Source organism: Paractinoplanes globisporus DSM 43857, from assembly GCF_000379645.1.
GTDB classification, from domain to species: Bacteria; Actinomycetota; Actinomycetes; order Mycobacteriales; family Micromonosporaceae; genus Actinoplanes; species Actinoplanes globisporus.
This window is the reverse complement of record NZ_KB903358.1, coordinates 267,858-291,337: the sequence shown is the minus strand read 5'-3', so window position 1 is coordinate 291,337 and position 23,480 is coordinate 267,858. Positions and strand designations below refer to the sequence as shown.

Sequence of the window (23,480 nt, the reverse complement as noted above, 5' to 3'; positions counted from 1 at the left end):
CACCTGATGACCCATTCAGGTTGAGGGTTTACGGTGAACGACAAATTCTTGTGGACATCTGCCGGTGAAGTGAGGGAAATACATGACGGATGTCAAGCTCGACCACCCGGGTGGCCAGTTGTCGATGCCGGTACGTGAGGCCGTCGAGGGTCCGGGCGGCATCGACGTCAGTGCCCTTCTGAAGGAGACCGGCTTCGTCACCCTCGACCAGGGTTTCGTGAACACGGCGTCGACGACCTCGGCGATCACCTACATCGACGGTGACGCGGGCATTCTGCGCTACCGCGGATTTCCGATCGAGCAGCTCGCCGAGAAGTCGACGTTCCTCGAGGTGTCGTATCTTCTGATGCACGACGCGCTGCCGACCCCGACGCAGCTCAAGGACTTCGCCGACAAGATTCGGGTGCACACTCTGCTGCAGGAGGAGATGCGCTCGTTCTTCTCCGGATTCCCGCGCGACGCGCACCCGATGGCGGTCCTTTCCTCGGCGGTCACCGCGCTGTCGACGTTCTATCAGGATTCGCTCGACCCGCTCGACGAGGAGCAGGTCGAGATCTCCGGCATCCGCCTGATGGCGAAGCTTCCGACGATCGCGGCGTACGCGTACAAGAAGAGCATCGGCCACCCGCTGCCGTACCCCGACAACTCGCTGGACTACGTCGAGAACTTCCTGCGCATGACCTTCGGCCTGCCCACCGTCCAGTACGACGTGGACCCGAAGGTCGCGAAGATCCTCGACATGCTGTTCATCCTGCACGCCGACCACGAGCAGAACTGCTCGACCTCGACGGTCCGGCTGGTGGGCTCCGCGCAGGCCAACCTGTTCGCCTCGGTCGCGGCCGGCGTGAACGCGCTCTCCGGCCCGCTGCACGGCGGTGCGAACGCCGCGGTCCTCGAGATGCTCGAGCAGATCCGCAAGGACGGCGGCGACGTCAATTCCTTCGTCACCCGGGTGAAGAACAAGGAAAAGGGCGTCAAGCTCATGGGCTTCGGCCACCGGGTCTACAAGAACTACGACCCGCGCGCCGCGATCGTGAAGAAGGCCGCCCAGGAGATGCTCAACACCCTGGACAAGCCCGACCCGCTGCTCGACCTCGCGTTCCAGCTCGAGGAGATCGCGCTGCACGACGACTACTTCGTGAGCCGCAAGCTCTACCCGAACGTCGACTTCTACACGGGCCTGATCTACAAGGCGATGGGCTTCCCGACCAAGATGTTCACGGTCCTGTTCGCCCTCGGCCGCCTTCCCGGCTGGATCGCCCAGTGGTCCGAGATGATGCTCGACCCGGCCACGAAGATCGGCCGCCCGCGCCAGCTCTACACCGGTTTCACCGAGCGCGAATTCGTCGCGATCGACAAGCGCTGATTTTCCCTCGGTACGCCCCGCCGGCTTGTTCCGGCGGGGCGTTCTGGCGCCTGAATTACTCTTTGTTCATGAGCGCGACACCGGCAGGACTCCTTGCCCGCTGGCGGGAGCCCGCCACCAGAGCCGTCTCCCGCATGATCCCCGGCGACGTGATCTGGTACGTCGACACGGCCGACCCGGTGTTCGCGCTGACCTTCGACGACGGTCCCGGTGCCGAGAGCACCCCCCGCCTGCTGGAGGTCCTGGCCCGGCACGGCGCGAAGGCCACGTTCTTCCTGGTCGGTGAGCGGGTCGAGGCCCGCCCCGACCTGGTGGCCGAGATCATCGCCGAGGGCCACGAGATCGCCAACCACCTGATGCGCGACGAGCGGTCGGCCCTGATCCCCGACCCGCAGTTCCGGCTCGACCTGGCCCGCACCACGCGACTGCTCGAGCCGCACGGGCCGGTCCGCTGGTTCCGGCCGGGCTCCGGCGTCTTCACGCCACGGATGCTGCGCTCGGCCGCCGACCAGAACCTGCAGGCCGTCCTCGGGACCCTGGTCGCCGGCAACCGGGGCACTCCGTCCGACGAGCGCATCGCGAAATCCCTGCTCCCGAGCCTGCGCCCGGGCTCGATCCTGGTCCTGCACGAGGGCACCCCGGAACGCCGGGGCGTGGTCGAGACCACCGACGAGCTGCTGACCGCCCTGACCGGCCTCACCGCCGTCACGGTCGCCGACCTGGTGAGTCGCTCGAAGACCTAGGCTCGAAGACCTAGGACAGCCGGATCAGGCCGGCCGGTGTCGCGCGGAAGCCGCACTGGTCGCGGTAGAAGCCGGTGAGGTGCGGCTCGAAGTCGACGTGCAGCCACTCGCAGCCGGCCTTGCGGGTCTCGCCGACGGCGGCCTCGACCAGCGAGCGGCCGATTCCGAGGCGCTGGTGAGCGGGTGCCACCGCGGTGTCGAGCAGGAACGCGTGGTCGCCGCCGTCCCACGCCACCTGGACGAAGCCGATCAGCGTGCCGCCGTCGAAGGCGCCGATCCAGGTGAGCGCGTGGCGTTCCAGCCGCTCGGCCCACGGCCGCGCCGGGCCGGGCTCGCCGCCGAACGCTTCCGTGTGCAACGCCGTCAGCTGCTCGTCATTCACCGGGAAGCGGGTCACGAGCTCGATCGTCGGCATTTCCGGAGAGTATGGGGTCCCGGCCGCCGGTCGGCACCCGGTTCCTAGACTGCGGGCATGACGCATCCGTTCCGGGCCGCCGTCGAGGCGGGTGACATCGACGCGGCGCTGCGGCTGCTCGCCGACGACGTGGTGTTTCTCAGCCCGGTGGCGCACAAGCCCTACCAGGGCAAAGAGGCCACCGAGACAATTCTGCGGGCCGTCTTCACCGTCTTCGAAGACCTGCGGTACGTGCGCGAGATCGGCACCGACGACGCGGCGCTGGTCTTCGAGGCGCGGATCGGCGACAAGGCGCTGAACGGCTGCGACTTCATCCGCCTCGACCGGGACGGGCTGATCTCCGAATTCATGGTCATGATCCGGCCGATGAGCGGGCTGCAGGCGCTGGCCGACGCCATGGCCAAAAAGCTTTCCCAACCTTAGGCGTACGAGGAGAAAGTCTTCTCGTAGCGGGCGCGCAGCTCTTCCCAGCCGTGGTTCATCGCGTCCTGGCCGCGGATGACGCCGGTGGGGTTGCCGTCGAGGAGGCGCTCGAGAACGTCGGTGCACAGGTGCCAGCCGGCCGCGACCATCGCCTCGATGCCCGGGCCGGCCAGAGTGTGCCGGAGCGTGAGCCGGGTGCCGGTGGCGGTGGGCTCCAGCTCCCAGCGCAGGCGGTCGTCGCCCCATGTGTAGTCGAGGAAAGACGGCTTGTCGGCCCGGTGGACGGTGGCGGGCAGGTCGGTCCGCTCGTCGCCGTCGACCATGGTCAGTGTGGTGTCGCCGGGACTGGTCAGCGCGCCGCGCGCGGTGAACGGCGACCACTTGTCGAGCTCGGCCGGGTCGGTGAGGGCGGTCCAGACGCGGTCGGGCGGCTGGCGGAGCTCACGGATGAACACGAGCGTCCAGCTGCCGTCGTCCTTGGCATACGTGACGTCGGGCTCGGTCATGGCTTGTCCCTTTCGTTGAGGTGCTCTTCCAGGGCCGCGAGGTGCCTGGTCCACAGCTGCCGGTACGGCGCCAGCCAGGCGTCCAGCTCGCGGAACGGTGCCGGGTTCAGCCGGTAGATGCGCTGCTGGGCCCGGGTGGAGGCGGTCACGACGCCGGCCTCGCGCAGGACCCGCAGGTGCTTGGAGACCGCCGGCTGGCTCATCCGCAGCATCGTGACCAGGTCGGTGACGCTGCACTCCCGCGTCCGGAGCGCGTCGACGATGCGCCGCCGGGTCGGCTCGGCGATCGCGGTGAGGGCGTCCATGCCCGCCATCGTGCCTCAGCGGTTATATAACCGTCAAGGCATAAAGCAGGATGCCAGGATGGGGTGGTGCGGGTCCTGATCGTCACGTCGGGCTCGGTGGGGGACGTCGCGCCCTACGCCGGCCTCGGGGCGCGGCTGCGCGACGCCGGGCACGCCGTCACGCTCGCCACCCACGAGCCGTTCCGGGCGGCGGTCGAGCGGGCCGGGCTCGAGTTCGCCCCGCTGCCGGGCGACCTGCGGGCCACGCTCGCGCACGCGCTGGGCGGGATGGGCCCGCGGGCGCTGGGCCGGCAGTTCCGGCTGGCCCGGCCGCTGATCGCGTCGCTCGGCCAGGGGATCGCGGCGGCGGCCGCGGCGGTGCGTCCGGACGCCATGCTGCTGTCCACGATGGTCGCCCCGCTCGGCTATCAGGTGGCCGAGGCGTACGGCATCCGGCGGGCCGGGGTGTTCCTGCAGCCGGTCCAGCCGACCCGGGAGTTCGGGTCGGTGCTGCTGGGCGGCCGGTCGCTGGGACCGGTCGGCAACCGCGTGGCCGGGCGGGTCGCGTCGCGCGGGATCCAGCCGCTCTACGCCGGGCCGATCCGGGAGCTGCGGCGCGAGCTCGGGCTGCCCGCCGTGCCGCTCGCCGAGCTGCGGCAGCGGCAGGAGCTGCGGGAACCGACCTTCCACGGCTTCAGCCCGGCGATCGTGCCCCGGCCCGAGGACTGGCCGCCGCAGCTGGAGGTCACCGGGTACTGGTGGCCGGCCGAGGACAAGGACTGGCGGCCGCCGCCGGCGCTCGAGGCGTTCCTCGCGGCCGGGACCCCGCCGGTGTTCGTGGGATTCGGCAGCATGGCCCCGGGCCAGGGGCGGCGGCTCGGCGAGATCGTGGGCGCGGCGGTGCGACGGGCCGGGGTGCGCGCGGTGGTGCAGGCCGGGTGGTCGGAGCTGGCCGCCGGCGACGGCGACGACGTGCTCGGCATCGGCGCGGCCCCGCATTCCTGGCTGTTCCCGCGGGTCGCGGCGGTCGTCCACCACGCGGGCGCGGGCACGACGGCGGCCGGGCTGCGGGCCGGGGTGCCGGCGGTGGCCGTGCCGGTGCTGGCCGACCAGCCGTTCTGGGCGCGGCGGCTGCACGACCTCGGGGCGGCGCCCCGGCCGATCCCGATGCCGGCCCTGACCGCGGAGGCGCTGGCCGCCGCGCTGTGCCGGGTCACCGGAAATCCGCATTACGCGGCCCGGGCGCAGGCCCTGCAGGCCCGGGTGAACGCCGAGGACGGCGCCGCGCCGATCCGGAAATGGATCGGCTGAGGCCCAACCAGTGCGGCGGCGCGAGGGCGGTGGGCCCACTAGGTTGGAGCTATGACGGTTCGCGGAGTGCGTCGCATCATCGTGTCGGTGGCCGATCTCGACCGGGCGCTCGCCCTCTACCGGGACGCCCTCGGGTTCGCCGAGACGTACCGGTCGGGGGACATCGTCACGCTCGCCGGCCCCCTGGAGCTGATGCTGCATCAGCGGCCGCCCACGCCCGGGCCGGCCGCGGTCGCGGTCAGCTTCGTCGTCGACGACGTGGACGCGGTGACGGCCGCCGCCGAGAAGGCGGGGGCGACGGTGCTGGACGCGCCGGCCGACCAGCCGTGGGGGGAACGCCAGGCGGTGCTCACCGATCCGGACGGGCACGTCTTCTGCCTGGTGGCCTGACCGCCGTGGACGTCGTGATCGGCATCGACACGGGGACCACGGCCACCAAGGCGATCGCGGCGGGAATCGACGGGCGGCTGCGGGCGCAGACGAGCGTCCACTATCCACTGTCGGTCCCGGCCCCTGGACGGGCCGAACTGGATCCGCGGCACCTCGTGGACGCGGCGGTCAAGGCGCTCACCGACATCACGGCGGCCTGCCGCGAGCAGGGTGACCGCGTCATCGCGGTGAGCCTGAGCGCGTTCCTGCACGGGCTGGTGCCGATGGACGCCGGCGGAAAGCCGCTCGGGCCGCTGATCACCTGGGCCGACGGCCGGGCCGGGGACCAGTGCGACGAGATCATCGCATCGGGCCGGGCCAAGGCCCTCCAGGCCCGCACCGGTACGCCCGTCCACCCGATGTCGCCGCTGACCAAGCTGGCCTGGTGGCGGGCCACCGATCCGTCGACTCTCCGGGACACCCCGCGCTGGGGCGGCGTCAAGGAGCTGATCCTGGCCGCGCTGGCCGACGAATCGTACTTGTCAGATTTGTCGGTCGCGTCGGGAACGGGGATGTACGACATCCACGCGCGGCGGTGGGACCCGGAAGCGCTCGACATCGCCGGGGTCCGGCCGGAGCAGCTGTCCGAGGTCGTGCCGACCACGACGATCCTCAAGCTCCGGGCCGAGTTCGGCGACGTACCGCTGATCATCGGGGCGGCCGACGGGCCCCTCGCCAACCTCGGCCTCGGCGCGACCCCGGCCGGCGTCGCGGCCGTCTCGCTCGGCACCAGCGGCGCCGTCCGCACGATCGTCGACCGTCCCACCGCCGACGCCGACGGCCGCCTGTTCTGCTACGCCCTCACCGAGGACCGCTGGGCCATCGGCGGCGCCGTCAACAACGCCGGCTCGGTCGTGCGCTGGGCCGGGCAGAGCTTCGCGTCCGGCTTCGAGCGCCCCGGCGCCGAGGGCGAGGACGCCGACGAGCGCGACGCCGCCCTGCTCATGGAGGCGCAGGGGGTGCCGCCCGGCAGCGACGGCCTGCTCTGCCTGCCCTACCTGCTCGGCGAGCGGGCGCCCTGGTGGCGCTCCGGCCTGCGCGGGGCCTACCTCGGCCTGCGCCGCGAGCACGGCCGGGCCCACCTCGTGCGCTCCGCCGTCGAGGGCGTCTGCCAGCAGTTGGCGCTCGTGCGCGACTCGTTCGCCACCGAGGGCTTCGAGGTGCGCGAGGTCCGGGCCACCGGCGGCGCCGTCGCCTCCGAGCTCTGGGTCGGTGTGCTCGCCGCCGCGCTCGACCTGCCGGTGGCGATCGCCGACACGCCCGAGGGCACCGCGCTCGGCGCCTGCCTGCTCGGGCTGCACGCGCTCGGCGAGCTGCCCGACCTCGACGCCGCGGCCGCGCTCGTGAAGATCGGCGAGCCGACCCGGCCGGATCCCGCCAACGCGGCCCTCTACGCGCGGTTGCGGCCGCTGGTGGAGAAGGCGGCGCTCTCGGTGCTGGACACGGTGCGCGAGCTCGACCGGCTGGCGCCGTTGCCGGAGACGGCCGCCACTGCGGCGGGGGACCGCGTTGACGGCCCGCCGGGCGGTACGAAAGCATGACCGCAGAGCGGTAGCGGAGGAACCCGGTGCGAATCCGGGACGGTCCCGCCACTGTGACCGGGGAGTTTCCCGCCCAGTTTGGCAAGCCACGGCCCATCGGCCGGAAGGCTCGGGCGGGCAGCGGCGATCCGGGAGCCAGGAGACTCCGGCCGCTCGTGACTGCCATCGCGCGGGCGTGGACACCCGCGCAGGAGAGGATCCACGTGACGCCGTACCCGTTCTCCGCCGTGGTCGGACTCGACGGCCTGCGCCTGGCGCTCCTGCTCAGCTCCGTCTCGCCGCACGTGGGCGGGGTGCTCGTGCGCGGCGAGAAGGGGACCGCGAAAAGCACGGTGGTGCGAGCTCTGGCCGGTCTGCTGCCGGCTGTTTCGGTCGTACGGGGGTGCCGCTTCGCCTGCGATCCCGCGGAACCCGACCCGGACTGTCCGGACGGACCGCACCCCGCGGACAGCCCGGCCCTGTCGCGCCCGGCCGCCCTGGTGGAGCTGCCGGTCGGCGCCACCGAGGACCGGGTGGTCGGCACGCTCGACATCCAGCGCGCGCTGGCCGACGGCGTCAAGGCGTACGAGCCCGGACTGCTCGCGGCGGCCCACCGCGGGGTCCTCTACGTCGACGAGGTCAACCTGCTTCCCGACCATCTCGTCGACCTGCTGCTGGACGCGGCGGCCATGGGTCGTGCCCACGTCGAGCGGGACGGCGTGTCGGTCAAGCACGCGGCCCGGTTCCTGCTGGTCGGCACCATGAACCCGGAGGAGGGCGAGCCGCGCCCGCAGCTGGTCGACCGGTTCGGGCTGGTCGTCACCGTCGGCGCCCCGCGGGAGGCCCGGGAGCGGGCCGAGGTGGTGCGGCGGCGGCTCGCCTATGAGGCGGACCCGGCGGGGTTCGCCGCGCGCTTCGCGGAGGACGAGCGGGCGCTCGCGGCGCGGATCGTCGCGGCCCGGAAGGTGCTGCCGCGGGTGGTGCTGCCCGATCGCGAGCTCGACCGGATCGCCCTGGTGTGTCTGGCGTACGGCGTCGACGGGATGCGCGCCGACATCGTCGTGGCCCGGTGCGCGGTGGCCCTGGCCGCCTGGCACGGACGCGAGCTGGTCACCGCCGGCGACGTACGGGATGCGGCTCGTCTTGCCCTGCCCCACCGGCGCCGCAAGGATCCGCTCGACCCGCCCGGGACGGATGAGCAGCGCCTGGACGAGGCCCTCGCCGAGGCGGAGGCCGGCCTGGAGGACGAGCGGCCGGACGACGATCCCGATCCCGACGGGGGCCCATCACCCGACGGCGGCCCATCACCCGACGACGGCCCGGACCATTCGGGCGAGCCGGGCGGTCTTGACGCGCCCGATGCCGAGCTCGCCGGCGACAGCCACTCGCCCGACATTTCCGAAAAATCCGGCACGGGCACCGCGGAGGCCAGTGGGCCGCGAGCGGAGGGCGGCGAGCCGCCGGACCTCTCCGAAAAGACCGGCACGGGGGACGCGAGCCCGATGCCGGCCGTCGCCGCCGGGAACCCGTACCGGACGCGCACGCTGTCGATCTCCCGGCGCGGCGAGGGCGGGCACGCCGGCCGGCGGTCGCCGGCCTTCACGCGACGGGGGCGTGTGGTCGGGAGCCGGGAGCCGCGCGGCAAGCTGGCCGGCGCGCCGCACCTGCCCGCCACCCTGCGGGCCGCCCTGCACCGCGGCGCCCGCGACGTCGACCCGCGGGACCTGCGCGAGTCGATCCACGTGGGCCGCGAGGCGAACCTGGTGTTGTTCGTCGTGGACGCGTCCGGCTCGATGGCCGCCCGCAAGCGCATGACCATCGTGAAGACCGCCGTCCTGTCGCTGCTGCGCGACGCCTACCAGCGCCGGGACCGGGTCGGGATGATCACCTTCCGGGGGCACGCGGCCGAGCAGGTGCTCCCGCCGACCTCCAGCCACGAGGTGGGCGTCCTGCGCCTGGCCGGCCTGCGCACCGGCGGCCGCACCCCGCTCGCGGCCGGCCTCCGGACCGCCGCCGCCACCATCGCCACCGAGCGCCGCCGCGACCCCCGCCGGCGCCCGCTGCTGATCGTCGTCACCGACGGCCGGGCCACCAGCGGTCCCGACCCGATCACGATCGCGCCCGCTCTCACCGGGGTGGCCGCCGTGGTCGTCGACTGCGAGTCGGGGCCGATCCGGCTCGGGCTGGCCCGCCGCCTGGCCACCGCCCTCGGCGCCGACCTCATGCCCCTCGAGCACCTCGAGGCCACCGCCTCCGCCCGGACCGCCTCCACCCGAAAGGCCGCGTGAACACAGATGCCGCAGGGCAAGGTCACCACCGTGCCGGACGACGGGCTCACCACCCGGCAGCGGCGCCGCCAGGCGGTGCTCGCCGTCAACACCGGGCACGGCAAGGGCAAGTCGACGGCCGCGTTCGGGATGGCGCTGCGAGCCTGGAGCGCGGGCTGGCCGATCGGGGTGTTCCAGTTCGTGAAGTCGGAGAAGTGGCGGGTCGGCGAGGAGGCCGCGCTCAAGGCGCTCGGCGCCGCGGGCGGAACCCCGGTCACCTGGCACAAGATGGGTGAGGGCTGGTCGTGGATCCAGCGGCCGGGCGCCGAGCGTGACCACGCCGCCGAGGCCGCCGAGGGCTGGGCGCAGATCAAGCGGGACCTGGCCGCCGAGACGTACAAGTTCTACGTGCTCGACGAGTTCACCTACCCGATGAAGTGGGGCTGGGTCGACGTCGCCGACGTGGTCGCCACGCTGGCCGAGCGGCCCGGCACGCAGCACGTGGTGATCACCGGGCGGGACGCGGCGCCGGAGCTGCTCGAGGCGGCCGACCTGGTGACCGAGATGACCAAGGTGAAGCACCCGATGGACGCGGGGCGCAAGGGACAGCAGGGCATCGAGTGGTAGACATCCCGCGGGTCGTCATCGGCGCGCCCGCCTCCGGTCATGGCAAGACGACGGTCGCGACCGGGCTGCTGGCCGCGTTCGCCCGGCGGGGCGTGCCGGTCGCGCCGTTCAAGGTCGGGCCCGACTACATCGACCCCGGCTACCACGCGCTCGCCGCCGGCCGGCCCGGCCGCAACCTCGACCCGGTGCTGGTGGGGGAGGGCCTGATCGGGCCGCTCTTCGCGCACGGCGCGGCCGGGGCCGAGCTGGCGGTCGTCGAGGGCGTCATGGGCCTGTACGACGGCCGTACCGGAGCCGGCGACACCGGCTCGACCGCCCAGGTGGCCGCCCTGCTCGACGCGCCGGTCATCCTGGTGGTGGACGCGGCCGCGCAGGGCCGGTCGATCGCCGCGCTGGTGCACGGGTTCCGCAGCTTCGGCAGCGTGCGGCTGGCCGGCGTCATCCTCAACCGGGTCGGCTCCGACCGGCACGAGGCCCTGCTGCGCGAGGCCTGCGAAGAGGTCGGCACCCCCGTGCTCGGCGCGCTCCGCCGGGCCGACGCGGTGGCCGCGCCCTCCCGTCACCTGGGCCTCGTTCCCGCCGCCGAGCGCCGCGCCGAGGCCCTGGCGTCGGTCGACGCCCTCGCCGCCCTGGTCGCCGCCTCGGTCGACCTGGACGAGATCGCCGCGATCGCCCGTTCTGTCCCACCCCTGCGGGTCGGACCGTGGAGCCCGGCCACGGCCCTGGCCGCCGCCGCCGGCCCGGGCGTGGCGGCTGTCTGCCCGGTCGGCCCGGGTGCCAACTCGGTGGACAAGCGCCTCGCCGGGCCGGCGCCGGTGATCGCGCTGGCCGGCGGGCCGGCCTTCTCCTTCTCCTACGCCGAGACGCCGGAGCTGCTCGCGGCCGCGGGCGCCGAGGTCGTCATCGTCGACCCGCTGCGCGAGGAGAAGCTGCCGGCGGGAACCCGGGGGCTGGTCGTCGGCGGGGGCTTCCCCGAGGTGTTCGCCGCGGAGCTGTCGGCGAACGAGCCGCTGCGCCGGGAGGTGGCCGCACTGGCCGCCGCCGGAGGCCCGATCGCCGCCGAGTGCGCCGGCCTGCTCTGGCTGTGCCGCACGCTCGACGACGCGCCGATGTGCGGGGTCCTCGACGCCGACGCGGCCATGACGCCGTCGCTGACCCTCGGGTACCGGGACGCGGTCGCGCTGGCCGACAGCCCCCTGGCCCGGGCCGGCACGCGGGTCACCGGCCACGAGTTCCACCGCACGACCGTGCACCCGCGCTCGGGCCTGCTGCACTCCCCGGCCACCGGCGCGGCCTGGCAGTGGCGCGGCGCCGACCCGGAGGGCTTCGCCACCCCGGCCGTGCACGCGTCCTATCTGCACCTGCACTGGGCCGGCACGCCGTCGCTGGCCGCCGGCGTCGTGGCGGCGGCCGCCCGATGAGCCGGCCGGTCGTCGGCCTGGCGGCGCGCGCCGGGAGAGGGTTTTCCCTTGCGTCATCCGGCGGAACGGCTGCAGGGTAGGCGCGGCCACCCGGCACTCATAGTCTCCGGTCGATATATCGACTATCGGAGGTGCAAGGTGCTGGTCCGTACCCGGGCTGTCCTGGCCGCCGCCATCCTGGCAGCCGGAGCCGCCCTCGTCGCCGTCGTGTCGACGCCACCCGCGTCGGCCGCGGTCGTCCATCGTGTGCTGTTCGACAACAGCAAGGCCGAGACGGCGGGCAACGCCGACTGGATCATCAGCACGTCCCAGCCGGACCCGCTGGGGCAGAACTCGAACCCGACCTCGGAGACCTCGTGGACGGGCGCCCTGTCGAGCTGGGGCGTCGCGCTGCAGCGCACCGGCTCGTACAGCCTCAAGACCCTGCCGGCCGGCAACACCATCACGTACGGCGGCTCCGGTGCTCTTGATCTGAAGAATTTCGACGTCTTCGTGATGCCCGAGCCGAACGTGCTGCTCAGCGCGGCCGAGAAGACCGCGATCATGAAGTTCGTGCAGGCCGGCGGCGGGTTCTTCCTGATCGTCGACCACACCGGCAGCGACCGGAACAACGACGGCTACGACTCGGTCGAGATCGCCAACGACCTGCTCACGAACAACACCGTGGACTCGACCGACCCGTTCGGCTTCAGCATCGACTCCAACGACATCTCCAGCGAGAACCCGACGGCGATCAGCAGCAGCACCAACCCGGTGATCAACGGACCCTACGGCCGGGTGACCGGCAGCATCATCCGCGACGGCAGCACCCAGACGCTGCACAAGGCCGACAACTCGAGCGTGGCGGGCCTGGTGTGGCGGCCGGGATCCAGCCAGACCGGCAGCACGGGCGCGTTCTTCACGACCAGCACCTTCGGCTCGGGCCGGGTCGCGGTCTGGGGCGACAGCTCGCCCATCGACGACGGGACCGGGCAGTCGGGCAACACGCTCTACGACGGCTGGAACGACACGGCCGGCACGAACAAGGCGCTGGCGCTGAACGCGACCGAGTGGCTGGCCGGGACGGGCTCGTCGACGCCGACGACCTCCCCGACGACGTCGCCGACCGGCGGCGGCAGCTGCGCGACCACCCAGCTGCTCGGCAACACCGGATTCGAGTCGGGCAACACCGTCTGGAGCGCCACGTCGGGCGTCATCACCAACTCGTCGTCCGAGGCCGCGCACGCCGGCTCGTACAAGGCCTGGCTCGACGGCTACGGCTCAGCGCACACGGACACGCTCTCGCAGACGGTCACCATCCCGTCGGGGTGCGGCGGCGCGACCTTGAGTTTCTGGCTCCACGTCGACACCGACGAGACAACCACCACGACGGCGTACGACAAGCTGACCGTCGCCGCGAAGGGCACGACCCTGGCGACGTACTCCAATTTGAATGCCTCTTCCGGATATATTCAGAAATCGTTGACGATTTCGGGGTCGGGGAGCACGACGGTCACGTTCACCGGCACCGAGGGGACGCAGATCCAGACGTCCTTCGTCGTCGACGACGTGACGCTGAGCCCCAAGGCGTAGGAACCGGCGGGCCCCACGGTAAGCTGTGATCTCGGCGGTGGGGCCCGCCGACCCCTGTGCCGGGGTGAACCGCGACGATGCCAACGGTCCCTGCCAGAGCTTGACCATGGCAGGAGTGTGGCGTGACCGAGTCCGAGCCGGTCCCGGTGGATCCCGATGTCGATCTGCACGTGCCGTCCGAGCGGGCCGAGCTGCGCCCGAGCCCCATCCCGGTCCTGAGCGCGATCTCGGCCGGTGGTGTGCTCGGCGCGCTGGCCCGGTACGGCCTCTCCGCCGCCTGGCCCCATCCGGCGGACGGTTTCCCGTGGGCCACCTTCGTGATCAACGTGACCGGGTGCCTGCTGATCGGCGTGCTCATGGTGATCGTCACGGAGGTCGCCACCGGGCGGCCACTGCTGCGTCCCTTCGCGGGCGTCGGCGTGCTCGGCGGGTACACGACGTTCTCCACGTACGTCGTCGATGTTCAGCGCGCCGCCGGGGCGGGCGCACCGTGGGTGGCGCTCGCCTACCTCTCCCTCACGCTCGTCACCGCGCTGCCGGCGGTCTGGTGCGGCACGGCCGTGACCCGGGCCGCCGTCGGGCGCCGCCGCCGGGCGGAGGCGCTGTGACGCTGCTGCTGGTGGCGCTGGGCGCGGCGGTCGGCGCCCCGCTGCGCTACCTGACCGACCGCGCGGTCCAGGCCCGCCACGACTCCGTCTTCCCCTGGGGCACGTTCGCGGTGAACATGGCCGGGTCGCTGCTGCTCGGCTTCCTCACCGGCCTGCCCAGCAGCGCCGCCGTCACCGCGCTGCTCGGCACCGGCTTCTGCGGCGCGCTCACCACGTACTCGACGTTCAGCTACGAGACGCTGCGCCTGGCCCAGGAGGGCGCCCGCTTCTACGCCGTCGTCAACGTGGTCGCCTCGGTGGTCGCCGGCCTGGGCGCGGCCGGCGTCGGACTTCTGCTGGCCCAGGGCCTCAGTTAGGCAGCGGCCACTCGTGCACCGGCTTGTTCTCGTGCATGAGCGGGAGATAGCGCTTCAGCATCTCGTGCAGGGCCTGCCGCCGGTCGAGCCCGTCGGCCTCCAGCGAGTGCAGCGTCTCCACCTGCCACACCGCGCCGTTGCGGTGGGTCAGGCAGCGCTGCTCGATGATGCCCAGCAGCCGGTCCCGCTCGCCCGGGGAGACGCCCCACCGCTCCAGGCCCAGCTGGGCCAGCGGCAGCAGCCGCCGCAGCACGAGCTCGGTCACTTGGATGTAGCCCAGCCCCGGCCAGAACACACTGGCGTCGATGCCGTGCCGGGCGCAGGCGTGGAAATTTTCCTCGGCCGCGCTGAAGCTCATCTGCGTCCACAGTGGCCGTTCCGCCTCGGCCAGGTTGCGGATCAGGCCGTAGTAGAACGCCGCGTTGGCCAGGGTGTCGACCACCGTGGGCCCGGCCGGCAGCACCCGATTTTCCACCCGCAGGTGCGGCCGCCCGCGCACCACCGCGTAGATCGGGCGGTTCCAGCGGTAGATCGTGCCGTTGTGCAGGCGCAGCTCGCCGAGCTCGGGGATCTCGCCGCGCTCGAGGATCTCGGACGGCTCGAGGTCGTCGCAGATCGGCAGCAGCGCCGGGAAGTAGCGCACGTTCTCCTCGAACAGGTCGAAGACGCTGGTGATCCAGCGCTCGCCGAACCACACTCGGGGGCGTACGCCCTGAGCCCGGATCTCTTCCGACCGGGTGTCGGTGGCCTGCTCGAACAGCGGGATGCGCGTCTCGCGCCACAGTTCCCGGCCGAACAGCAGCGGCGAGTTGGCGCCGAGCGCGACCTGGATCCCGGCGATGACCTGGGCCGCGTTCCAGTACGACGCGAACTGCGCCGGGCTGACCTGCAGATGGAACTGGGTGCTGGTGCAGGCCGACTCGGGCGCGATGGTGTCGGTGGTGACGGCCAGCCGGTCGACGCCGTCGATGCGGATGTCGAGGTCCTCGCCGCGGGCCGCGAAGATCTGCTCGTTGAGCAGCTTGTAGCGCGGGTTGGCCGACAGCGCGTCCAGCGTCATGTGCTCGCGGCGCAGCGTCGGCAGGATGCCCACCATCACCGTGTGCGTCCCGACGCCGCGCGCGTGCTTCTCGGCGTTGTTGAGGCTGGCCCGCAGCGTGCGCTCGAGGTCGGCGTTCTCGTCGCCGGCCAGCCGCCGCGGCGGCACGTTGATCTCGATGTTGAACTGGCCGAGCTCGGTCTGGAAGTCGGGGTCGGCGATCGCGCCCAGGACCTCGGCGTTGCGCATCGCCGGGTTCGCGTCCTCGTCGATGAGGTTGAGCTCGATCTCCATGCCGGTCAGGGGACGCTCGAACTCGAAGCGTGACTCGCGCAGCATCGCGGCGAACACGTCCAGGCTCCGGCGGATCTTGTGACGGTACTTGGCCCGGTCCTCTCGGGTGAAGTTGGTCTGCTCGACTTCCTCGCCCACGGCACACCACCTCTCTCGAGTGACTCCAAAATCGCACACCGTGAGGGTCTGCGCCAGGCGTCCATCGACATGTGCCGGTACCCCGCAAATCCGGGTCTCAAGCCAGCCAAGCGGCCATGATCGCCGCGGCCACGGCGACCCCGAGGACGGCCTGGATGACCAGGGCCGGGCCGAAGTGCGACCACATGGTCGGGATGCGCGGGGTGAGCGGCTGCATGGTGGTCAGGTTGACCACCTGGATCAGCCGCACGGCCAGCCGCTCGTCCTTCTGCGGGCGGGTGGTGAGCTGCACCAGGTCGCCGCGGTGCAGGGCCGACTGGGGCAGGTGGCCGTGCATCTCCACCTCGTACGTCTGCCCCAGGTCGTCGCGCACCCGCAGCGGCGTCACCAGGAACTCGGGTCCCTTCTTCAGCTCCTTGAAGCTGCGCCGCGCGCCGCGCATCCGCAGCAGCGAGCCGATCAGCTGGGCGATGCCCGCGGCGACGAAGACGAGGACCAGCAGCGGTTGCCCGACCTTCACCTCGCGGGTGTACGACGTCTGGTAGCCGGCGAAGCGGCCGGTGATGACGGGGCTGACGTGCCGGAGGATCTGCTCGCGGTACAGCTCGACCTCGTCCATGGGGGATCACCTCCTGGATGTCTTCATATCGTACGGAGAGCAACTTCATACACACCGTGAGTGAATAAGTGAGAACAGGTCAGGATCGGGCAGACGCGCTGGTCAGTCGCCGGGTGCCGGCCTCGCCCTGTTCCGGCCGCTACCGCCCGCAATGCCGACGGTCGCGCAGCGTGGCCGGCCCTGATCTGCGGAAAACCCCGCGAGCCGCCCCCGCGGAAGGTGAACTTGACTCGTGAACCGCGGGGGATGGGGGCAGGGCATGGCACCGAAGGCGTTCGTGGATCCGGACAGCGTCCTCGCGCGCACCGCCCTGGGCATGCTCGAGGCGCACGCGGGTGGGGCCGGTCCGAGCGAGGGGATGACCGAGTGCCCCGTCTGCGGCGAGCCGCTCCCGTGCCCCGCCGGACGCTCCGCCGCCGAGGTCGTCGCGGCCGCGGGCCTGGCCGAGGCCTCCGGTCTGGTCACGGCCGTCCGCCAGGGCACGCCCGGCGGTGGGTTCGGCGAGCATCAGCAGCCGTACGCCCCGGAGCCGGCGTTCACGTCACCGTTGGCCTTCGGCTCGCCGCTCGAGGCGCCACCGGAGGGTCCCGGCCGCGACCCGCTCGATGACCGTTACGACCCACTCGGAGACCGGTCGCTGGGCGACCCTTCGCTGGGGGACCGGTCGCTGGGGGACCGCCCACTGGGCGACCCGTCGCTGGGGGACCGGTCGCTGGGAGACCGGTCGTTGGGGATCCGGGAGGACCTGCCGCCCTGGGCCGGGCCGTCGGCCGGCAGCCCGGTTCTCGGCGGTGCCCCGGTCGAGCTCGAGTTCTCCGCGCCCCCGAGCGGGCCTCTTCCCCCTGCCGGGCCACCATCGCGGGCCGACTACGAAAGCGGACCGCGACTGCCCGACCCCTTGGGCCCCTCCGTGGACCTGCCCCCGGTCGAGCCTCCGGGCGGGCTCCCGTTCGGCCCGCCGGCCATTCACGCCGAGCCGCGCATCCCCGAGCCACCCCGGATGGACCCGATCATGGAATCCCGGGTCGATCCGCCACCCGCCGACCCGCAACCGTGGTCAGCGGCCGCCACACCGCCGCCGTCCTACCCGTCCGGCCCTGACCCGCGGCACGGCAACCCGCCGCCCCAGCCCCAGTACCGACCCCAGGACCGGCCCCTCGACGCACCGCTCTACACACCCGTGCCCGCGGCCCGCCCGGCCGGCCCGCCCCCGCTCGACCCCCGGCCCGTCTCGCCCTCGGCCGCCCGCCCGTCCCCGGTCAACGGCGCGCCTCCGGCCCCGCTGAACCAGCCTCCGATCGCCGGTGCCCAGCCACCGATCGCTCCGGCCCAGGCACCGACCGCCGGAATCCAGCCGCCGAGCGCCCCGATCCGCCCGCCCGTAGCTCCGGCCCAGCAGCCGGCCGGTCCACCCCAGCCCGCAGCGGGTTTCGGCCAGCCGCCCGCCGTCCCGCCCTCACCCGGTCTCGGTCAGCCGCCGCTCGGTGCTCAGCATTTCGGTGGTCAGCCGCCGGTCGGCCAAGCGCCCGGTGCTCAGCATCTTGGTGGTCCGTCGCCGGTCGCGCCGTCGTCGCCCAGCCTTGGTCAGCCGGCGGTAGATCAGGGGCCCGGCACTCAGCTTCCGGGTGGTCAGTTGGGCGGTCAGCCGCCCATCGGTCAGCCGCCGATCGGTCAGCCGCCCGGCGGTCAGCCGCTCATCGGTCAGGTGCCCGGCGGTCAGCCACTCATCGGTCAGGGGCCCGGCGGTCAGCAACTCGGCGCTCAGCCGTCCGCAGGCCCGCAGCCGACCGGTCTTGGCCGGCCGCAGCCGGATGCGCCCAGCGGCCTGGGACAGCCCGGGGCCGCCGGGCCGCCGACGGTCGCGCCCACTCAGCAGACCGCGGCCGGGCCTCCGAGCGGCCTGGGTCTCGGTCGTCCGTCCGCCGGCCCGGCCCAGCCCTCGTCACCGGCAGCGGCCGGCCAGCCGCCGGCCCAGGCGATCCCACCGGGGCAGGCGCTCGGCAACCGCTTCGGCGGCGCCGGCGAGGCCGAGCCCAGCGGCCTCGGCGCCGCCCGCCCCAACCGCCCGCCCCTGGAACCGCCACAGATGGGCCAGATCAACGCCCCCGGCGCCCAGCAGCAGCCGCCCGGCCAGCCACCCAACCAGCCGCCACAGCCCGCGCCCCGCGCCGCCCGCCGCAACCGCCCGCCGCTCGAGCCCCCGCAGATGGGCCAGCTCAACCGGCCGCTGTCGGAGGGCGGCCAGAACGAGAACGGCCAGAACCGGAACGGCCAGAGCTAGGACGGGCCGGAGTCGGCCGGCTGGAACGGGCCGGGACCCGCCGGCTGGTATCGCCAGGACCGGCTAGATCGCGGCCCCCAGCTGGGTCCAGACGACCTTGCCGTCGCTGACCGGCAGGACGCCCCACGCCTCGGTGAGGTCCCGCACCAGCCACAGCCCGCGCCCGCCCGGCGACGTCAGCCCGGGCTCCGCGGGCTTCGGCATGCTCCGGCTGTGGTCGCGGACGCTGATGCTCAACCGCCCGTCGCGCAGGCCGAAGGTGAACTCCATGGTGGTGTGCGCGTGCCGCACCACGTTCGCCACCAGCTCGGTCGCGATCAAGGACGCGGTCGCCGCGAGGTCGGCCCGGTGCCAGGCCTCGCAGGCCTGGGTGACCAGCTGCCGCACCTGCCGGCACGCGTCCGGCACGGGCCGCAGCCGGACCCGCACCCGGGGCGGCGACGGCTCGGCGCCGAACTCGGCCAGCGCCGCGTCGCAGTCGTCGGCGTAGCGAAGGTCCGCACACTCCGGCGTCGCCTCGATCGCGGCCCGGGTCTCGGGAGCGGCGGCGCAGAGGACGATCGGCACGTTGGGCCAGTCATGGGTCTGGCAGATCACGGCGCTCAGCGAGGAGAGCCCGAGCGGGTCGCCGACGTGCAGTTCCGCGACGTCGAGCAGCAGGTGGGTGGGCTCGGCGGCCAGGCTGTGGCGCACGGCCTGCTGCAGCGCGTCCCCGGTGATCGGGTCGAGGGTCCCGGTGACCCGCAGCACCGCCACGGGCAGGTCCCGCTCCGGCCGGCAGACGAGCTGGCTGGGCACCCGCCGCCCCCTCCCGTGCTCGCTGGCGTCTCGATTGTGCCCTCCTGGTGCCCTGGCCCCGAGCGGGCCAAACGTCTGACCTAAGGCCGTTGCTCGCGTCGCGTGGGTAGTCTCGATGCCATGGTCGACGGCAGGGTCGGGTTGCGAGCCCTGACGCCTTACCTGAATCGCTACCGCGGCACGCTCACCGTGGTCGCCGTGCTCTCGCTGGCCGCCGCCGGGGCGGCACTTCTCCAGCCGCTGCTGGTGCGCCGGGTGCTCGACGGCGTCACCGCGAGCCGCCCGATCGCCGGCCCGGTCTCGGTGCTGGTCTCGCTGCTGCTGATCGGCGCGGCCCTGCGCGGCTTCCGCGACTACCTGCTGCAGCGCACCGCCGAGGGCGTCGTGCTCACCACCCGCCGCCGCCTCGCCCGGCACCTGCTCATGTTGCCGATCGCGGAGTACGACCACCGCCGCACCGGCGACCTGCTCTCCCGGGTCGGCGCCGACACGACGCTGCTGCGGGCCGTGGTCACCTCGGGCCTGTTCGAGATCGTCACCGGCGTGGTGATGGTCGGCGGCGCGCTGATCGCGATGGCCGTGCTCGACCCGCTGCTGCTGGCCGTGGCGGTGGCCGCCCTGGCTGTGGGCCTGTCGGTGGCGATGCTCGCCTCCCGCCGGGTGCGCGGCCTCTCCGAGCAGGCGCAGGCCCGGCTCGGCGAGATGACCTCGGCGGTCGAGCGGGCGATCTCGGCGGCCCGCACGATCCGGGCCGGCCGGGCCGAGGAGCGCGAGGCGGCGACCGTGGCCGAGGGCGCCGAGCAGGCGTACGCGGCGGGTGTCCGGCTGGCCAAGCTCGAGGCGACCGTCGGCCCGGCCGCCGACACCGCGATCCAGGGCGCGTTCCTCGTCGTCCTCGGCGTGGGCGGGGCCCGGGTGGCCTCCGGGGCGATCGGCGTGGGCGACCTCGTGGCGTTCATCCTGTTCCTGTTCTTCCTGGCGATGCCGCTGGGGCAGGCCCTGCACGCGTACACCCAGCTGCAGACCGGCCTCGGCGCCCTGCAGCGGATCGAGGAGATGCTCGCTCTGCCCGCCGAGAAAGCCGGCGACTCCACGCGTACGCCCGAAGCAAGCGGAACCACCACCCCAGCCGTCACGTTCGACGGGGTTTCCTTCGCCTACCCGGGCGAAGGTCTCGTCCTGCACGACGTCAGTTTCGAGGTGCCGCGGGGGAGCCGGATAGCGCTGGTCGGGCCCTCGGGCGCCGGCAAGTCGACGATCCTGGCACTGATCGAGCGCTTCTACGACGTCACCGGCGGCACCGTGCGGGTCGGTGGCCACGACGTGCGCGACCTGCCCCGCGACGCCCTGCGCGCCCAGCTGGGCTACGTCGAGCAGGAGGCCCCGGTGCTGGCCGGCACGCTGCGCGACAACCTGCTGCTGACCGCCCCGCACGCGACCGACGCCGAGCTGATCGCCGCCCTGGAGGAGGTCAACCTCGGCGGGCTGGCCGAGCGGTCGCCCGAGGGGCTGGGCGTGCAGGTGGGGGAGGGCGGCGTGCTGCTCTCCGGCGGCGAGCGGCAGCGCCTGGCGATCGCCCGCGCACTGCTCACCGGCGCGCCGATCCTGCTGCTCGACGAGCCCACCAGCAACCTCGACGCCCGCAACGAGGCCGCCCTGCGCGCGGCGATCGCGACGGCGGCCGAACGCCGGACCTTGATCGTGGTGGCACACCGGCTCTCCACCGTCGTCGACTCCGACCGGATCGTGGTGGTCGAGGACGGCCGGGTGGTGGCGGCCGGCCCGCACCACGAGCTGCTCGACGCGAGCCCGCTCTACCGCGAGCTGGCTACCCATCAGCTGCTGGTGTCGTGACACGGCTCTCAGCTAAATGAAGTACCGTTGCGCGCCATGGGTGTGTCGACGCGGCTCAAGGGCCGGTTCCGCAAGTTTCTGCAGCGTCCGGGCACGACGGTCGACCTGGCGCCGTTCCGCAAGCGGCTCCCGGCGATCGAAGCTCGTGAGGAGGCGCTGCGCGAGCTCGACGACGAGGCGCTGACCGAGGCCGCCGGCGAGGCGAAGGATTTCACCGAGCTCTGCGCGATCGGCCGCGAGGCCGCGTGGCGGGCTCTCGAGCAGCGGCCGTACGACGTTCAGCTGCTCGGCGTGATGGCGCTGCTCTCGGCCAAGGTCGCCGAGATGGCCACCGGCGAGGGCAAGACGCTCACGGCCACCATCGCCGCCTACGGTCACGTCCGCCTCGGCCACGGCCCGGTGCACGTCCTGACCGTCAACGACTACCTCGCCCGCCGCGACGCCGAGTGGATGGAGCCGGTCTACAAGCTGCTCGGCCTCACCGTCGGCTGGGTCACCGAGGCGTCCACCCACGAGGAGCGCCGCGAGGCGTACCTGGCCGACGTCACCTACGTCTCGGTCAGCGAGGCCGGCTTCGACTACCTGCGCGACCAGCTGGTCACCGACGTGGAGGACCGGGTGCAGCGCGAGCTGGCCACCGCGATCGTCGACGAGGCCGACTCGATCCTCATCGACGAGGCCCGCGTGCCCATGGTGCTGGCCGGCTCGATCACCACCGAGAGCGACCCGGTGCACGAGGCCGCCGAGCTGGTCCGCGACCTGCGTCCCGGCAAGGACTTCGAGGTGGCCGACGACGGCCGCAGCGTCGCGTTCACCGACACCGGCCTCAAGAAGATCGAGGAGAAGCTCGGCGGCATCGACCTGTACGCCGACGACCAGGTCGAGCACCTGTCGGCGGTGAACGTCGCCCTGCACGCCCAGGCCCTGCTGCGCCGCGACGTCGACTACATCGTCCGCAACGGCTCCGTCGAGCTGATCGACGAGATGCGCGGCCGGGTCGCCCAGCGCCGCCGCTGGCCCGACGGCCTGCAGGCCGCCGTGGAGGCGAAAGAGGGGCTCAGCGCCACCGCCGAGGGCGAGGTCCTCGACACGATCACCGTGCAGGCCTACATCGCCCTGTACGCGACGGTCTGCGGCATGACGGCGACCGCCGTGCACGTCGGCGAGCAGCTGCGGGAGTACTTCAAGCTCGAGGTCGCGGTGATCCCGCCGAACACCGAGAACATCCGCGAGGACGAGCCCGACCGCATCTACTCGGTCCACGAGGACCGCGACCGCGCCCTGGTCGAGGAGATCCAGATCGCCCACGAGAAGGGCCGTCCGGTGCTCGTCGGCACCCTCGACGTGAAGGCGTCCGAGCTGCTCGCCAAGCAGCTGGCGGCCGCGGGCATCCCGTCGAACGTGCTGAACGCCAAGAACGACGCCGAGGAAGCCTCGATCATCGCGGAGGCAGGGGCGGTCGGCGCCGTCACCGTCTCCACCCAGATGGCCGGCCGCGGTGTCGACATCCGTCTCGGCGGCAGCGACGAGGCCGACCGCGACCGGGTGGTCGAGCTCGGCGGCCTCTACGTGATCGGCTCCGGCCGGCACGACAGCCGCCGCGTCGACGACCAGCTCCGCGGGCGCGCCGGCCGGCAGGGCGACCCCGGTGGCTCGGTCTTCTTCGTGAGCCTCGAGGACGAGCTGGTGGTCCGGCACGCCGGCGACATCCTGCCGCGCTCGCCGCGGATGGACATGGACGGCGTCGTCCACGACGACCAGGTGGAGTACGCGGTCGAGCACGCCCAGCGCGTCGCCGAGGGCGTCAACCACGAGATCCACCGCAACACCTGGCGCTACAGCGTCGTCATCGAGCAGCAGCGCATCCAGCTCGCCGAGCGCCGGGAGCGGCTGCTGACCTCCGAGATCGCGGCGATCATGCTGCTCGAGCGCTCGCCGGAGAAGGCCAAGGAGACCGACGAGGACGTGCTGTCCGACGCGGCCCGGGCGATCGCTCTCTTCCACCTCGACCGGCTCTGGGCCGAGCACCTGGCCGAGCTGCAGGAGGTGCGCGAGGGCGTGCACCTGCGCGCGCTGGGCAAGCTCGACCCGCTCGACGAGTTCCACCGCGCGGCCGTGCCCGCCTTCCAGAACCTGCTGACCCAGGTCGAGGCGCGCACGATCGCGACGTTCGAGGAGACCGACCTGAGCGAAGGCTGGGAGCCGGAGCGGGCCGAGATCGTGCGCCCGAGCGCCACCTGGACCTATTTGGTGCACGACAACCCGTTCGGTTCCGAGCTGGACCGGCTGATCGCCGCCGTGGGACGCCGCCTGACCGGCGGAAACTGATTTTCGACGATCCCGCGTGACGTGTACGGCGTCACGCGGGATTTTTGCTTCTCCAAAGAAATGTGATGTGGCGATAGTCTCAAAATTGCCCGTACATGCGCCGTGGCCTGGCAGAACGGCTCTTCTCAGTTCGGCAATGATTAAACAAGCTGACAGAATCCGTTCCCAGAATGCATTTCCCTCGGTCAAAGCCGATGTGGAATGATTTTCCCACAGTGTGGTTGCTGTCTTGACCCGGCAACGGCATCAGCGGAAACATTCTCCGCGATTAACGGAGGGTG

General features: G+C 72.7%; 21 protein-coding genes and 1 riboswitch. Of the genes, 15 read left to right on the top strand and 6 right to left on the bottom strand.

Annotation, left to right across the window (positions count from 1 at the left end):
* The first annotated feature begins 82 nt into the window (after positions 1-82).
* Positions 83-1,366, top strand: a complete 1,284-nt coding sequence (locus A3CQ_RS0150750) for a citrate synthase (RefSeq protein ID WP_020518675.1) — start codon at positions 83-85, stop codon at positions 1,364-1,366.
* A gap of 68 nt (positions 1,367-1,434) precedes the next feature.
* A complete protein-coding gene (locus A3CQ_RS56895; RefSeq protein WP_084699577.1) occupies positions 1,435-2,109 on the top strand; it encodes a polysaccharide deacetylase family protein in 675 nt (224 codons plus the stop codon).
* A gap of 10 nt (positions 2,110-2,119) precedes the next feature.
* Here A3CQ_RS56895 and A3CQ_RS0150740 read toward each other — a convergent pair whose 3' ends face one another.
* Positions 2,120-2,524 (bottom strand): GNAT family N-acetyltransferase, encoded by a 405-nt coding sequence (locus tag A3CQ_RS0150740; RefSeq protein ID WP_020518673.1) that lies wholly within the window; start codon positions 2,522-2,524, stop codon positions 2,120-2,122.
* A gap of 57 nt (positions 2,525-2,581) precedes the next feature.
* Between A3CQ_RS0150740 and A3CQ_RS0150735 the strand changes: the two genes are divergently transcribed.
* On the top strand, positions 2,582-2,947 hold the full coding sequence (locus A3CQ_RS0150735) for a nuclear transport factor 2 family protein (protein WP_020518672.1): 366 nt from the start codon (positions 2,582-2,584) through the stop codon (positions 2,945-2,947).
* Here A3CQ_RS0150735 and A3CQ_RS0150730 read toward each other — a convergent pair.
* Positions 2,944-3,453 (bottom strand): SRPBCC family protein, encoded by a 510-nt coding sequence (locus tag A3CQ_RS0150730; protein ID WP_020518671.1) that lies wholly within the window; start codon positions 3,451-3,453, stop codon positions 2,944-2,946. The genes A3CQ_RS0150735 and A3CQ_RS0150730 overlap by 4 nt on opposite strands.
* Positions 3,450-3,758, bottom strand: coding sequence for an ArsR/SmtB family transcription factor (locus A3CQ_RS0150725; RefSeq protein WP_020518670.1), 309 nt, complete (start codon positions 3,756-3,758; stop codon positions 3,450-3,452). The genes A3CQ_RS0150730 and A3CQ_RS0150725 overlap by 4 nt, the downstream gene beginning before the upstream one ends.
* Positions 3,759-3,824: 66 nt before the next feature.
* On the opposite strand from A3CQ_RS0150725, the gene A3CQ_RS0150720 reads away from it, so the two are divergent.
* The 9 genes from A3CQ_RS0150720 (at position 3,825) to crcB (ending at position 13,848) form a co-directional block, all read left to right on the top strand.
* Positions 3,825-5,048 (top strand): glycosyltransferase, encoded by a 1,224-nt coding sequence (locus A3CQ_RS0150720; protein ID WP_026207127.1) that lies wholly within the window; start codon positions 3,825-3,827, stop codon positions 5,046-5,048.
* Positions 5,049-5,099: 51 nt separating this feature from the next.
* A complete protein-coding gene (locus A3CQ_RS0150715) occupies positions 5,100-5,438 on the top strand; it encodes a VOC family protein (protein WP_026207126.1) in 339 nt (112 codons plus the stop codon).
* Between the two features lie 5 nt (positions 5,439-5,443).
* Positions 5,444-7,018: a gluconokinase gene (locus A3CQ_RS0150710; protein ID WP_020518667.1), complete on the top strand. Its 1,575-nt coding sequence runs from the start codon at positions 5,444-5,446 to the stop codon at positions 7,016-7,018.
* A 16-nt stretch (positions 7,019-7,034) separates the two neighbouring features.
* Positions 7,035-7,164, top strand: a riboswitch (cobalamin riboswitch).
* A 9-nt stretch (positions 7,165-7,173) separates the two neighbouring features.
* The gene (locus A3CQ_RS0150705; RefSeq protein ID WP_245577697.1) at positions 7,174-9,285 is read left to right on the top strand and encodes a VWA domain-containing protein; all 2,112 of its coding nucleotides are present in this window, start codon (positions 7,174-7,176) and stop codon (positions 9,283-9,285) included.
* 6 nt (positions 9,286-9,291) lie between these two features.
* Positions 9,292-9,891: a cob(I)yrinic acid a,c-diamide adenosyltransferase gene (cobO, locus tag A3CQ_RS0150700; protein WP_020518665.1), complete on the top strand. Its 600-nt coding sequence runs from the start codon at positions 9,292-9,294 to the stop codon at positions 9,889-9,891.
* Positions 9,885-11,312, top strand: coding sequence for a cobyrinic acid a,c-diamide synthase CobB (locus tag A3CQ_RS0150695; RefSeq protein ID WP_020518664.1), 1,428 nt, complete (start codon positions 9,885-9,887; stop codon positions 11,310-11,312). The genes cobO and A3CQ_RS0150695 overlap by 7 nt, the downstream gene beginning before the upstream one ends.
* A 138-nt stretch (positions 11,313-11,450) precedes the next feature.
* A complete protein-coding gene (locus tag A3CQ_RS0150690) occupies positions 11,451-12,884 on the top strand; it encodes a hypothetical protein (RefSeq protein ID WP_020518663.1) in 1,434 nt (477 codons plus the stop codon).
* A gap of 122 nt (positions 12,885-13,006) precedes the next feature.
* Complete coding sequence (locus A3CQ_RS0150685) at positions 13,007-13,492, top strand: fluoride efflux transporter FluC (RefSeq protein WP_020518662.1); 486 nt, start codon at positions 13,007-13,009, stop codon at positions 13,490-13,492.
* A complete protein-coding gene (crcB, locus tag A3CQ_RS0150680) occupies positions 13,489-13,848 on the top strand; it encodes a fluoride efflux transporter CrcB (protein ID WP_020518661.1) in 360 nt (119 codons plus the stop codon). The genes A3CQ_RS0150685 and crcB overlap by 4 nt, the downstream gene beginning before the upstream one ends.
* Here crcB and A3CQ_RS0150675 read toward each other — a convergent pair.
* Together A3CQ_RS0150675 and A3CQ_RS0150670 are read right to left on the bottom strand one after the other, a co-directional pair.
* Positions 13,841-15,319: a glutamate-cysteine ligase family protein gene (locus A3CQ_RS0150675; protein WP_020518660.1), complete on the bottom strand. Its 1,479-nt coding sequence runs from the start codon at positions 15,317-15,319 to the stop codon at positions 13,841-13,843. The two genes, crcB and A3CQ_RS0150675, sit on opposite strands and share 8 nt — an antisense overlap.
* A gap of 97 nt (positions 15,320-15,416) precedes the next feature.
* A complete protein-coding gene (locus A3CQ_RS0150670) occupies positions 15,417-15,938 on the bottom strand; it encodes a hypothetical protein (protein ID WP_020518659.1) in 522 nt (173 codons plus the stop codon).
* Positions 15,939-16,197: 259 nt separating this feature from the next.
* Between A3CQ_RS0150670 and A3CQ_RS56890 the strand changes: the two genes are divergently transcribed.
* Positions 16,198-18,219, top strand: a complete 2,022-nt coding sequence (locus tag A3CQ_RS56890) for a hypothetical protein (protein ID WP_040434345.1) — start codon at positions 16,198-16,200, stop codon at positions 18,217-18,219.
* A gap of 63 nt (positions 18,220-18,282) precedes the next feature.
* On the opposite strand, the gene A3CQ_RS0150655 is transcribed toward A3CQ_RS56890, so the two are convergent.
* Positions 18,283-19,017 (bottom strand): ATP-binding protein, encoded by a 735-nt coding sequence (locus A3CQ_RS0150655; protein WP_020518658.1) that lies wholly within the window; start codon positions 19,015-19,017, stop codon positions 18,283-18,285.
* Between the two features lie 120 nt (positions 19,018-19,137).
* Between A3CQ_RS0150655 and A3CQ_RS0150650 the strand changes: the two genes are divergently transcribed.
* Complete coding sequence (locus A3CQ_RS0150650; RefSeq protein ID WP_020518657.1) at positions 19,138-20,871, top strand: ABC transporter ATP-binding protein; 1,734 nt, start codon at positions 19,138-19,140, stop codon at positions 20,869-20,871.
* 36 nt (positions 20,872-20,907) lie between these two features.
* Positions 20,908-23,199, top strand: coding sequence for an accessory Sec system translocase SecA2 (gene secA2, locus A3CQ_RS0150645; protein ID WP_020518656.1), 2,292 nt, complete (start codon positions 20,908-20,910; stop codon positions 23,197-23,199).
* Positions 23,200-23,480: the final 281 nt, after the last annotated feature.